At 60.1% G+C, this 13112-nt stretch carries 11 protein-coding genes and 1 tRNA gene; 5 read left to right on the plus strand and 7 right to left on the minus strand.

What is annotated here, in order from left to right:
- Positions 1-4: 4 nt before the first annotated feature.
- The 5 genes from ybgF (at position 5) to nadA (ending at position 3805) form a co-directional block, all read left to right on the plus strand.
- Complete coding sequence (gene ybgF / locus BK659_RS19810; protein WP_123426663.1) at positions 5-835, plus strand: tol-pal system protein YbgF; 831 nt, start codon at positions 5-7, stop codon at positions 833-835.
- Between the two features lie 167 nt (positions 836-1002).
- Entirely contained in the window at positions 1003-1650 is a 648-nt protein-coding gene (gene queE / locus BK659_RS19815; RefSeq protein WP_123426664.1) for a 7-carboxy-7-deazaguanine synthase QueE, read from the plus strand.
- 1 nt (position 1651) lies between these two features.
- Positions 1652-2344 carry a 7-cyano-7-deazaguanine synthase QueC gene (queC, locus tag BK659_RS19820; protein WP_123426665.1) on the plus strand — a complete coding sequence of 231 codons (693 nt, stop codon included), beginning with the start codon at positions 1652-1654 and terminating at the stop codon, positions 2342-2344.
- Between the two features lie 63 nt (positions 2345-2407).
- Positions 2408-2483, plus strand: a tRNA-Lys gene (locus BK659_RS19825).
- Between the two features lie 263 nt (positions 2484-2746).
- Positions 2747-3805 carry a quinolinate synthase NadA gene (nadA, locus tag BK659_RS19830; RefSeq protein ID WP_123426666.1) on the plus strand — a complete coding sequence of 353 codons (1059 nt, stop codon included), beginning with the start codon at positions 2747-2749 and terminating at the stop codon, positions 3803-3805.
- An 87-nt stretch (positions 3806-3892) separates the two neighbouring features.
- Here nadA and BK659_RS19835 read toward each other — a convergent pair whose 3' ends face one another.
- From BK659_RS19835 to BK659_RS19870, 7 genes are all read right to left on the minus strand, one after another.
- Positions 3893-4381, minus strand: coding sequence for an RDD family protein (locus BK659_RS19835; RefSeq protein WP_071553683.1), 489 nt, complete (start codon positions 4379-4381; stop codon positions 3893-3895).
- 97 nt (positions 4382-4478) lie between these two features.
- The gene (locus BK659_RS19840; RefSeq protein WP_007934683.1) at positions 4479-4691 is read right to left on the minus strand and encodes a cold-shock protein; all 213 of its coding nucleotides are present in this window, start codon (positions 4689-4691) and stop codon (positions 4479-4481) included.
- Positions 4692-5091: 400 nt separating this feature from the next.
- Entirely contained in the window at positions 5092-6216 is a 1125-nt protein-coding gene (gene gcvT / locus BK659_RS19845; RefSeq protein ID WP_123426667.1) for a glycine cleavage system aminomethyltransferase GcvT, read from the minus strand.
- Between the two features lie 41 nt (positions 6217-6257).
- Complete coding sequence (locus tag BK659_RS19850; RefSeq protein ID WP_123426668.1) at positions 6258-7634, minus strand: L-serine ammonia-lyase; 1377 nt, start codon at positions 7632-7634, stop codon at positions 6258-6260.
- 201 nt (positions 7635-7835) lie between these two features.
- Positions 7836-10685 carry an aminomethyl-transferring glycine dehydrogenase gene (gene gcvP, locus BK659_RS19855; RefSeq protein ID WP_123426669.1) on the minus strand — a complete coding sequence of 950 codons (2850 nt, stop codon included), beginning with the start codon at positions 10683-10685 and terminating at the stop codon, positions 7836-7838.
- A 9-nt stretch (positions 10686-10694) separates the two neighbouring features.
- Positions 10695-11078 (minus strand): glycine cleavage system protein GcvH, encoded by a 384-nt coding sequence (gcvH, locus tag BK659_RS19860; protein WP_123426670.1) that lies wholly within the window; start codon positions 11076-11078, stop codon positions 10695-10697.
- A gap of 432 nt (positions 11079-11510) precedes the next feature.
- The gene (locus tag BK659_RS19870; protein WP_123426672.1) at positions 11511-13019 is read right to left on the minus strand and encodes a sigma-54-dependent transcriptional regulator; all 1509 of its coding nucleotides are present in this window, start codon (positions 13017-13019) and stop codon (positions 11511-11513) included.
- Positions 13020-13112 lie beyond the last annotated feature (93 nt).

Here is a 13112-nt window from a genome sequence, read left to right on the forward strand (position 1 = left end):
CGTCATGCGAACGTGCCGTCGTGCTGTAACTGTTTTGGCTCTCAGCCTCGCGCCGCTTGCGGTGTGGGCTGCGGTTCCTGTGGTCGATGACAACTCCGGTTATAACAATAGCGGGAGTAGTTATCCGCCTGCGGGTTACGGTACGAACGGCGCCTATGCCGGGGGAGGGGTTTCGGCCCCTGCCTCGGCACAGGGTGTGCTGTTCAACCAACTGCAACAAATGCAGGAACAAATTGCACGTCAACAGGGTGCAATCGAAGTTCTGCAAAATGATGTAGCGCGCATGAAGCAGGAAAACCTGGAGCGATACCAGGATCTTGATCGGCGTATCGGAACCGGCGGTGCACCCGCTGCGGCTCCTCAGAATTCTCCAGCCGGTGGCGATATGAATGCCGCCGGTGCAGCTGCAGGTGCGAGTGCTGCCACTCAAGCACCCGCGGCCAGCAGCGAACCGGGTGATCCGGCGAAGGAAAAGCTCTATTACGACGCTGCCTTCGACCTGATCAAAGCCAAGGATTTCGACAAGGCCAGCCAGGCGTTTGCGGCATTCCTGCGCAAATACCCGAACAGTCAGTATGCGGGTAATGCCCAGTACTGGTTGGGCGAAGTGAACCTGGCCAAGGGTGATTTGCAAGGTGCAGGTCAGGCTTTTGCCAAGGTTTCGCAGCTGTACCCCAAGCACGCCAAAGTGCCTGACTCGCTGTACAAGCTCGCTGATGTAGAGCGCCGACTGGGTCATACCGACAAGGTCAAAGGCATTCTGCAGCAGGTGGTTGCTCAATATCCGGGCACTTCCGCCGCTCAGCTGGCCCAACGCGATCTGCAGCGCATGTAAGGCTGTTTGACCCGTTTACAAGAAACCCGCGCTTGCCGCGGGTTTTTTCGTTAGAATTCACGCCCTTTTTATGAAACACCGCTTTTGGGGATCTGCGCGTTGGCGGGGTTCCTTTAAGTGCCTGACGGAGGCGGACAGCCTGTTTAGCTGTTACGCCCGTGGCGACTATGCAAGACACATTGAGAATTACCGAAGTTTTTTACTCGTTGCAGGGTGAAACGCGGACTGCCGGGCTGCCCACTGTATTTGTGCGGCTGACCGGTTGCCCTTTGCGTTGCCAGTACTGCGACAGCGCCTACGCGTTCAGCGGCGGTACGATCAGAACCCTCGACGATATCCTCGAGCAGGTTGCGGGCTTTCGCCCGCGTTACGTTTGCGTTACCGGTGGCGAACCCCTGGCGCAACCTAACGCCATCCCTTTGCTCAAGCAGCTGTGTGACGCCGGTTACGAGGTGTCGCTGGAAACCAGCGGCGCCCTGGACATCAGCGCGGTCGATCCGCGGGTCAGCCGAGTGCTCGACCTGAAAACACCGGGGTCGAAAGAAGCGCACCGCAACCTCTACGAGAATATCGAGTTACTGACGGCCAACGATCAGGTCAAGTTCGTGATCTGTTCTCGCGAAGACTACGACTGGGCGGTGTCCAAGCTGATTCAGTACGGTCTCGATCAGCGTGCCGGTGAAGTCCTGTTCTCGCCGAGTCACCATGACTTGAGCGCGCGCGATCTGGCTGACTGGATTGTTGCGGACAACTTGCCGGTGCGCCTGCAATTGCAGTTGCATAAATATCTTTGGAACGACGAGCCGGGGCGCTGAAATGACTGAACAACTGAACACTACTGAAAAACGTGCGGTCATCCTGTTGTCCGGCGGTCTGGACTCGGCGACCGTAGTCGCCATGGCTCGTGCTGACGGTTATAGCTGTTACACCATGAGCTTCGACTACGGCCAGCGTCACCGCGCCGAGTTGCACGCTGCCGAGCGTGTAGCGCGTGATCTGGGCGTGATCGAGCATAAGGTGATTGGCCTGAACCTGAACGGCATTGGTGGCTCGGCACTGACCGACAGCTCCATCGATGTGCCTGAGGCGCCGAGCGAAGGTATCCCGATCACTTACGTGCCGGCCCGCAATACGGTGTTCCTGTCTCTGGCATTGGGCTGGGCCGAAGTGCTCGGCGCGCGCGACATTTTCATTGGTGTGAATGCGGTGGACTATTCCGGTTACCCGGATTGCCGTCCCGAGTTCATCGAAGCCTTCGAGCGCATGGCCAATCTGGCGACCAAGGCCGGAGTAGAGGGGAACGGCTTCCGTATCCAGGCACCGCTGCAAAACCTCAGCAAGGCGCAAATCGTCCAGGCTGGCGTGAAGCTCGGCGTCGACTATGCGCTGACAGTGTCCTGCTATCAGGCAGACGATAATGGCCGTGCATGCGGTAAATGCGACAGCTGCCGTCTGCGTGCAGAGGGCTTCCTGGCGGCCGGAATCAGCGACCCAACCGCTTATTTTTGATTTATTTCAAATTAGGTGTTGAATAGTCCTTAAAAATCAGTATTATACGCGCCACCACACAGCGGGTCGTTAGCTCAGTTGGTAGAGCAGTTGGCTTTTAACCAATTGGTCGTAGGTTCGAATCCCACACGACCCACCACTTTAAAAAATCTGGAAGGCCCACGTAAGTGAGGATTTCCGGGTTTTTTTTTGCCCGCGATTCAAGCCTGACTCAATCCGGGTGTTACACCGCGTGACGCAGGTCAGAATGATCTTTTGCATCTCGGGGATATTCTGTAGCCTTGCGCAGCTTCAATGCTGTCCGTGCCTGATGAATACTCACTCTCCCGGCGGTACCTTCTGTGGTCCGGAGCCGGGTGTATACTCGACTTTCGCGCGAAAGCGCCCGCAGGTCTTGCGATCATGACGCAAATTTCCGAACGCCTTCTGGTACAAGCCCACCTCGACGCCAAACAGCCGAAACCGCTGAGCGCCGAAGAGCAAGCTTATTACCGCGCCGCCATCGCCGCCGAGCTCAAGGCTCAGGACGCGGTGCTGGTTGCTCACTTCTATTGCGATCCGATCATTCAGGCGCTGGCCGAAGAAACCGGTGGCTGTGTTTCCGACTCTCTGGAAATGGCCCGCTTCGGCAACGCTCACCCGGCCAAGACCGTGGTGGTTGCCGGTGTGAAGTTCATGGGGGAAACCGCAAAAATCCTCAACCCGGAAAAACGTGTACTGATGCCGACCCTGGAAGCGACCTGCTCGCTGGACCTGGGTTGCCCGGTCGACGAGTTCTCGGCGTTTTGCGATCAGCACCCGGAGCGCACGGTGGTGGTCTATGCCAACACCTCGGCGGCAGTGAAGGCGCGGGCGGACTGGGTGGTGACATCCAGTTGTGCGCTGGAGATTGTCGAAAGCCTGATGGATAACGGCGAGACGATCATCTGGGGGCCAGACAAGCACCTGGGCACCTACATTCAGCGCCAGACCGGCGCCGACATGCTGCTGTGGGACGGTGCCTGCATCGTTCACGAAGAGTTCAAGGCCAAACAGCTGGAAGACATGAAAGCGCTGTATCCGGACGCCGCTATCCTGGTGCATCCGGAGTCGCCGACGGCGGTGATCGAGTTGGCCGATGCGGTGGGTTCCACCAGTCAGCTGATCGCCGCTGCGCAAAGGCTGCCGAACAAGACCCTGATCGTCGCCACCGACCGCGGCATTTTCTACAAGATGCAGCAGTTGTGCCCGGACAAGGTCTTTATCGAGGCGCCTACGGCCGGCAACGGCGCGGCATGCCGCAGTTGCGCGCATTGCCCGTGGATGGCGATGAACACCCTTGAGCGCACGCTACAGTGCCTGCGTGAGGGCTCCAACGAGATCTTCGTCGAGCCGGCGCTGATCCCGCAGGCGATTCGCCCGCTCAAGCGCATGCTCGACTTCACGGCGGCAGCGCGGATGAAGCTGGCGGGCAATGCCTGACATTCGATAGATCAAAAGATCGCAGCCTGCGGCAGCTCCTACGCGGTTTACGTAGGAGCTGCCGAAGGCTGCGATCTTTTTTGTGGGTTATTTTTTCTTCTTCGGGATCCGCACCAGCTGACTGTTGGAGTACATGTCGTGCCAACTGCGCTGCTGCTTGTCGAAGAGCACCCAGAAGAACCCCAGGCCTGCGCACAGCAAGGACGCGATCGACACCACAAAGCGCAACAGCGCCTGCCACAGGCTGATCGCCGAGCCGTCGGCGTTCTGCACGCGGATGCACCAGACCTGCATGCCAAGGGTCTGACCGGACCAGGTCCAGAACTTGGCGAAGAAGCCAAACAGCACGAACAGCAGAATGGTCGAGAACAGCGGATCACCGTCCAGCGCGCCGGCTTCGGTCAGTGCGCGCATTTTCTCTTCGCCAAGGATTGCCATCTGCACCATCTTGTAGATACCGCCCGTGACGATCAGCAGGGCGGTGCACAGCAAGAAGTCGTAGAACATCGCTGCCAGGCGACGGCCCAGGCCGGCGATGGGGAATTCACCCTGGGGGCTTAGCAGGTGTTTCGACATGGGGTGGCTCTCGGCTGAAAAAAGAAGCCATTTTACGGAATTACGCACACAAAAAAGCCCCTGATGTCAGCATCAGGGGCTTTTTCGTTACAGAAGATCAGCCTTCTGCTTGTACTTCGTCAGCTTGCATGCCTTTTTGGCCCTGCACAGCGACGAAGGTGACTTTCTGGCCTTCTTTCAGGCTCTTGAAGCCGTTGCCCTGAATGGCACGGAAATGCACGAACAGATCCGGACCGCTTTCTGGAGTGATAAAACCAAAACCTTTCTCGTCGTTAAACCACTTGACGGTGCCGCTCTGACGTTGGGACATTTCTTATTTCCTTTGACGCAAAAATTGATGACAGCCTCTTTCTCATGAAAGAGTACTGGAGCTGGTTGCAGGAGAGTAAGAGACGTCGAACGGGATGTAGCTAACTTGTAGGCTACTGCCCAGGTCACGATTCCAAGCGACCCATGCAAACACAGTGAACAAACTCTACGCCAACTACGGGAGAAAAAACAAGCCCCGTGGAAGCCTTGTATTGCTTGGCTTGATGGCTGTTTCGCATGATTGCTAGTGGGCTTATTCGCTAGCGTTGTTCAATTGTTTTCGATTGTTATAAGCCAAGTTCAGAAACGAAGTGCCTGATCGGCGCATGCACTGTTTTATGGCGGCTGCGTTACAGATTAGTGCACTGTTACGCAACCGCGTTACTTATAGGAACAGTCAATCAACCACGATAGTAGCGTTGTGGAACAAATGGCATTTTGCTTACAAGCAAAGGCACCTTTTTCCCACGTACAATCGCCCACACTTGGGTATCGAGTGCGATGTAAGCACTGTCGAGGTAACCCATCGCCAAAGGACCGCCCAGGGTTGGCCCGAAGCCGCCGCTGCAGACGCTGCCGATGATTTCGCCCGCTTCGTTGACGATTTCCGCACCTTCGCGCACCGGAGTGCGCTCCTGAGGCAGCAGGCCGACGCGTTTACGGCCGACACCGTTTTGTTGCTGGGCGAATACGGTTTCGGCCCCCGGGAAGCCACCGGCACGCGCACCCTCGGCACGCCGTGGCTTGGAGATGGCCCACAGCAGGCTGGCTTCGATCGGTGTAGTCTCGGTGTTCATGTCGTGGCCATAGAGGCACAGGCCGGCTTCCAGGCGCAGCGAGTCACGGGCGCCAAGGCCGATGGCCGCGACTTCCGGTTCGGCCAGCAAGGCACGAGCCAGGGTTTCGGCATTGGCGGCAGGCACGGAGATTTCGAAACCGTCTTCACCGGTGTAGCCCGAACGGCTGACGAAGCAATCGACGCCGAGCAAGCTCACGCGGGTGAACTGCATGAATGTCATCTTCGCCACTTCAGGGGCCAGACGCGCGAGCACGGTCACTGCGGCTGGGCCTTGCAGGGCGAGCAGGGCGCGTTCTTCGAATAACGGCTCGATGTTGCACTGATCGCCGATGTGCTGGCGCAGGTGCGCCAGGTCCTGGTCCTTGCACGCGGCGTTGACCACCAGGAACAACTCGTCGTTACCCAGGTTGGCGACCATCAGGTCGTCGAGGATGCCACCGGTCTGGTTGGTGAACATCGCATAGCGCTGCATGCCCACTGGCAGGTCGATGATGTCCACCGGCACCAGGGTTTCCAGGGCCTTGGCGGCGTTGGCACCGGTCAGGCGGATCTGGCCCATATGCGAGACATCGAACAGCCCGGCCTGATCACGGGTGTGCTGGTGCTCTTTCATCACGCCCAGCGGGTACTGCACCGGCATGTCGTAGCCGGCGAAAGGCACCATGCGCGCACCGAGTTCGATGTGCAGCGCGTGCAGCGGGGTTTTCAACAGGTGTTCGGTGGACATATGCAGCTCCTGTAAATTGCACTGATGCAGATGCGTTCGCATCAGCACTCGATAATGTTGACCGCCAAACCGCCACGGGCGGTTTCCTTGTATTTGCTTTTCATGTCGGCGCCGGTCTGGCGCATGGTACGGATGACCTTGTCGAGGGAGACGAAGTGCTGACCGTCGCCGCGCAAGGCCATGCGCACTGCATTGATGGCTTTGACCGAGCCCATGGCGTTGCGCTCGATGCACGGTACTTGCACCAGCCCGCCAATTGGGTCGCAGGTCAGGCCGAGGTTGTGTTCCATGCCGATTTCGGCAGCGTTTTCCACTTGCTGTACGGTGCCGCCCAGTACTTCGCAGAGCGCACCGGCAGCCATAGAACAGGCCACGCCGACCTCGCCCTGACAACCGACTTCGGCGCCGGAGATCGAAGCATTTTCCTTGTAGAGAATGCCGATGGCGGCAGCGGTGAGCAGAAATCGCACCACGCCGTCTTCGTTGGCGCCAGGGATGAAGCGCATGTAGTAATGCAATACCGCCGGGACAATGCCGGCTGCACCATTGGTCGGTGCCGTGACCACGCGTCCGCCGTTGGCGTTTTCTTCGTTCACTGCCAGCGCATACAAATTGACCCAGTCGAGCACCGACAACGGATCGCGCAGCGACGATTCCGGGTTCTTGCACAATTGCCGATGCAGCGCCGCCGCACGGCGTTTGACCTTCAAACCGCCGGGTAGAATCCCTTCGTTGCGGCAGCCGGCGGCGACGCAGTCCTGCATCACTTGCCAGATCTTCAGCAGGCCGGCGCGGGTTTCCGCTTCCGGGCGCCAGGCGCTTTCGTTGGTCAGCATCACCTGGCTGATGGACAGCCCGTAAGTGCTGCAATGGCCAAGCAGGTCCTTGGCGCTTTTGAACGGGAAGGTCAGCGGCGTTGCATCCTCGACGATACGGTCAGCACCGGCGGCGTCTTCGTCGACCACAAAGCCGCCACCGACCGAGTAATACTCGCGGCTGCGGATCTGTATTCCGGCGGCGTCAAAAGCACGAAAGATCATGCCGTTGGGGTGATAAGCCAGTGGCTTGCGGATCATCGCCAGGTGGAGTTTTTCGTTGAATTCGATGACGTGTTCACCGAGCAGGTTCAAGCGACCGCTGCTGCGAATCTCATGCAGGCGGGCGGCGATGTTCTCGGTGTTTACAGTGTCCGGGTGTTCACCTTCCAGGCCCAGCAGCACAGCCTTGTCGCTGCCATGGCCTTTGCCGGTGGCGCCGAGCGAGCCGTAGAGCTCGACTTTGACGCAGGTGGTTGCCGCCAACAGGTTTTCACGACGCAGGCCTTCGACGAAGCGCGCAGCGGCGCGCATCGGGCCAACGGTGTGGGAACTGGAGGGGCCGATGCCAATCTTGAACAGGTCGAACACGCTTAACGACATGGTTGTTCTCCGGTTTCTTGTTATGAGGGTCGGCAGGTTATGACGGTTGGCACAGATCCTTGTGGGAGCGAGCTTGCTCGCGATGGCGGTGTGACAGGCAGCATTGATGTCGACTGACACGGCCCCATCGCGAGCAAGCTCGCTCCCACAGGGTCAAGTGGTGTTCTTGCGGGGAGCGGGTGAATCCGCTCCCCACATACATCAAGCGTAGCTTTCGATCGACGGGCAGGCGCAGATCAGGTTGCGGTCGCCAAACACGTTGTCGACCCGGCCGACCGGTGGCCAGTACTTGCCTTCGATCAACGACGCTACCGGATACACCGCCTGCTCACGGCTGTACGGATGCGTCCACTCGCCGACGATTTCCGCGGCCGTGTGCGGTGCGTTTTTCAACGGGTTGTCGTCCTTGTCCAGCGTGCCGTTTTCCACCGCGCGGATTTCTTCGCGGATGCGGATCATGGCGTCGCAGAAACGGTCCAGCTCTTCCTTGGATTCGCTTTCGGTCGGCTCGATCATCAGCGTGCCGGCCACCGGGAACGACATGGTCGGGGCGTGGAAGCCGAAGTCGATCAGGCGCTTGGCGACGTCATCGACGCTGATGCCGCTGCTGTCTTTCAACGGGCGCAGGTCGAGGATGCATTCGTGGGCGACCAGGCCGTTGCTGCCGGTGTAGAGCACTGGGTAGTGTTCTTCGAGGCGACGGGAAATGTAGTTGGCGTTGAGGATTGCCAATTGCGAAGCACGCTTGAGGCCGGCGCCGCCCATCATGCGGATGTACATCCAGGTGATCGGCAGAATACTCGCGCTACCAAACGGTGCGGCGCAGACCGCACCTTCCTTGCGCTCCATGGCCGCGTGCCCCGGCAGGAACGGCGTCAGGTGCGATTTCACGCCAATCGGGCCGACGCCCGGGCCGCCACCGCCGTGCGGGATGCAGAAGGTTTTGTGCAGGTTCAGGTGCGACACGTCGCCGCCGAACTTGCCCGGTGCGCAGAGGCCGACCATGGCGTTCATGTTGGCGCCGTCGATGTACACCTGGCCGCCGTTGTCATGAATGATCCCGCAGATTTCGCGGATGCCTTCTTCGAACACGCCGTGGGTTGACGGGTAGGTGATCATCAGCGCGGCGAGGTGCTCGCGGTGCTCGATGGCTTTGGCGCGCAGGTCTTCGATGTCGACGTTGCCGCGGGCATCGCACGCGGTCACGACCACGCGCATGCCGGCCATGTTGGCGGTGGCCGGGTTGGTGCCATGGGCCGACGACGGGATCAGGCAGATGTCGCGGCGTTCTTCGCCACGGCTCTGGTGGTAGGCACGGATTGCCAACAAGCCGGCGTATTCACCTTGGGAACCAGCGTTCGGTTGCAGCGAAATCGCGTCGTAACCGGTGGCGGCGCAGAGCATTGCTTCCAGTTCATCGGTCAGTTGCTGGTAGCCGGCGCTTTGTTCGGCCGGGGCGAACGGGTGTAGGGCGCCGAACTCGGCCCAGGTCACCGGGATCATTTCGCTGGCGGCGTTGAGTTTCATGGTGCACGAACCCAGCGGGATCATGGTGCGATCCAGCGCCAGGTCCTTGTCGGCGAGCTTGCGCAGGTAGCGCATCAGCTCGGTTTCCGAGTGATAACGGTTGAATACCGGGTGGCTGAGGATCGCCGACTGGCGTACCAGTTCAGCGGGGATGCGGCTGTCGACGCTGGCGGCCAGTGCCGCGAAGTCCGGGAGGGCTTTGCCGTCGGCCAGCAGGCCCCACAGGGTCTCGATGTCGGCCTGGCTGGTGGTTTCGTCCAGAGACAGACCCAGACGCTCGCCATCGACGACACGCAGGTTGATGCGCTGGGCGCGAGCCTTGTCGTGCAGAGCGGCGGTGTTGGCGCCGGTGTTCAGGGTCAGGGTGTCGAAGAAGTTTTCTTGTTCAACGGCGAGACCCAGCGCGCTCAAGCCTTTGGCGAGGATCGCGGTCAGGTGATGGATGCGGTTGGCGATCTGCTTCAGGCCTTTAGGGCCGTGATACACGGCGTACATGCTGGCGATGTTGGCCAGCAGCACTTGGGCGGTGCAGATGTTGCTGGTGGCTTTCTCGCGGCGGATATGTTGCTCGCGGGTCTGCATGGCCAGGCGCAGCGCCGGCTTGCCGAAACGGTCCACCGAGACACCGACCAGACGGCCCGGCATGTCGCGTTTGAACGCATCGCGGGTGGAGAAGTAGGCCGCGTGCGGGCCACCGAAGCCCAGCGGCACGCCGAAGCGTTGCGCGCTGCCGATGGCGACGTCGGCACCGAACTCGCCTGGCGGGGTCAGCACGGTCAGGGCCAGCAGGTCAGCGGCGACCGCGACCAGCGCGTTAGCGGCGTGGAACCGTTCGGTCAGTTCGCGGTAGTCGAACAGGTCGCCGTTGCTGGCCGGGTATTGCAGCAGAGCGCCGAAGAACGTGCTGACATCGCTCAGTTCGCGTTCGTCGCCGACCACCACGTCAATGCCCAGCGGCTCGGCCCGGGTGCGCAGCACGTCGAGGGTTTGCGGGTGGCAGTGGCTCGAGGCGAAGAAGGCGTGGCTGCCCTTGTTCTTGCTCAGGCGTTTGCAGAAGGTCATGGCTTCGGCAGCAGCGGTGGCTTCGTCGAGCAAGGATGCGTTGGCGATCGGCAGGCCGGTCAGGTCGCTGATCAGGGTCTGGAAGTTCAGCAGCGCTTCCAGACGACCCTGGGAAATTTCTGGCTGGTACGGGGTGTACGCGGTGTACCAGGCCGGGTTTTCCAGCAGGTTGCGCAGGATCGGCGACGGCGTGTGGGTGCCGTAGTAGCCCTGGCCGATGTAGGTCTTGAACAGTTGGTTCTTGGCGGCAATGGCTTTGATCGAGGCCAGTGCCTCGGCTTCGCTTTGACCGTCGCCCAGATCGAGCACGCTGGTGCCTTTGATGCTGTCGGGGATGACGCTGGCGCTCAGGGCTTCCAGCGAGTCAAAACCGAGGCTGTTGAGCATGGCTTGCTCATCGCCTGCGCGCGGGCCGATATGGCGCGCGATGAATTCGTTGGCGGTGCTTGGATTGATAGTCATGGCGGCTCCTCAGGCTTCGGCGTTGGCTTTGATCAGACGGTCGTAAGCGTCTTGATCCAGCAGTTTGGCGACAGCCGAGGCGTCGGTAGGTTTGAAGCGGAAGAACCAGCCTTCACCCAGCGGATCTTCGTTGACCAGTTCAGGGCTGCTGTCCAGCGCCGGGTTCACTTCCAGTACTTCACCGTCCAGTGGCATGTACACGCCGCTGGCGGCTTTTACCGATTCCACGGTGGCAGCTTCAGCGCCTTTGTCGTAGGACTGCAGCTCAGGCAGTTGTACGAAAACCACGTCGCCCAAGGCGTTCTGTGCGAAAGCGGTGATGCCGACAGTGACAGTGCCGTCAGCTTCGGTGCGCAGCCATTCGTGATCTTCAGTAAAACGCAACTCGCTCATGGAAACTCCTCAGGGGCCAGACTCGTCTGGTGGACGCGATTGAATGCTCGTGCAGCGCAGAGCTGAATGGCCAGATGCAAAGCAAGAACGCGGCCAAAGTTTTTTATTTGTTACAAATCAATAGGTTACGGTTTGTTTCAGACGAGACGAAAAACCCGACTGTAGCGAAATCGCTACAGCTTGAGGCGTGGAAAAAAGCCTATGGGGATCAAAGCCTTGCGTAGCGTAGTTTAATCGAGGGTGTAGCGAAATCGTTCCGCTGTAGCGCATTCAGTACAGATGGAGGTCGTTTTTGATGCATTGGTAGAATTTTGTGGTGCTGCCGAGGGACTCATCGCGAGCAAGCTCGCTCCCACACTGGTTTGTGTCGGTTACACATTATGTGAACACCAAAAATCCCCTGTGGGAGCGAGCTTGCTCGCGATGGCGATTTCAGGGCTTGCCCGGAATCCCGTACTTGCGCAATCGATGGGCGATGGCGGTGTGGGAGGTTTGCAGGCGGCTGGCCAGTTGGCGGGTCGAGGGGTAGTTGACGTAGAGTTTTTCCAGCAGGGTTTTCTCGAACGCTTCCACGGCCTGTTCAAGGCTGTCGACTTCGGTGTCGCTTTGGCGCGCCACGGAGGTGCCGGCGATGTCCAGGTCGCCGATGTCCACCAGGCTGCTTTCGCAAATGGCCGCGGCGCGGAAGATCACGTTCTGCAGTTGCCGCACGTTGCCCGGCCAGCGGTTGCCGAGCAGGGCTGGATAGGTTCCAGGAGCGAGGCGACAAACCGGGCGCTGGATCTGCGCGCAGGCCTGCTGCATGAAGTAGCGCGCCAGTAGCAGAATGTCCTGACCGCGCTCGCGCAGCGGTGGGACTTCGACGTTGAGCACGTTGAGGCGGTAGAACAGATCCTCGCGGAATGCGCCTTCGCTGACCATTTTTTCCAGGTCACGGTGGGTCGCGCTGAGGATCCGCACGTTGACCTTGACCTCACGATCGCCACCCACGCGGCGGAAGCTGCCATCGTTGAGGAACCGCAGCAATTTGGCCTGCAAGTACGGTGACATTTCGCCGATCTCGTCGAGAAATACCGTGCCCTGGTTGGCCAGTTCCATCAGGCCTGGCTTGCCGCCACGCTGGGCGCCGGTGAAGGCGCCGGGGGCGTAACCGAACAGCTCGCTTTCGGCGAGGTTCTCCGGCAAAGCCGCGCAGTTCAACGCCAGAAAAGGCGCGCTGTGCCGGGCGCTGATCGCATGGCAGGCACGGGCCACCAGTTCTTTACCGGTGCCGGTTTCCCCCTGAATCAGCAGCGGAGCATCGAGCGCCGCCACGCGTTGCGCACGCGCCTTGAGGGTACGAATCGCCGGGGATTCACCGAGCAGAGCATCGAAACCTTCGGCGTGATCGTGGTGCAACGCCGACAGTTGTTCGCCGATGCGGTTGGGTTGATACAAGGTCAGCAGGGCGCCGGCATCGGTGATGGGCGTGGCGTCCAGCAGCAAGGTCTGGCCGTTGACGGTGATCTCGCGCAACGGCAGACGGAAGCCGTGTTCCAGCAGCGTTTCCAGCAGCGTGGGATCAGTGAACAGCTCGGCGACGCTTTCCCCGGCCGGTTCACGGCCGTACAAAGCGATCAGTGCCGGGTTGGCCAGCAACACCTTGCCGGCGCTATCGAGCGCCAGCACCGGGTCGGTCATCGCCGCCAGCAGCGCGTCGAGTTGCAGGTGCCGACGCTGACCGGGAAGGATGTCGACCACCGTCACCGCCTGCACGCCGCGCACGCTGAACAGCGCATCGCGCAGTTCTTCAAGCACTTGCGGGCTGAGGGTCGGCGCATCGATGTAAACGTTCGGTGGAACCATTTCCACCGCATCCAGATTGAGATTGCGCCCACCGAGCAAGGCCAGGACTTCCTGGGTGATGCCGACGCGGTCGATGAAGCTGACGTGGATACGCATGGGGCGGTTCAGTGTTCTGGAGTGCGGAGGGTGGCAAGTATGCCTTGGGGCGGGCTAATGGTGAAATCCTGCGCAGGACTTCACGTCAACACT

It is taken from the genome of Pseudomonas brassicacearum (assembly GCF_003732225.1).
Lineage (GTDB): Bacteria > Pseudomonadota > Gammaproteobacteria > Pseudomonadales > Pseudomonadaceae > Aquipseudomonas > Aquipseudomonas brassicacearum_E.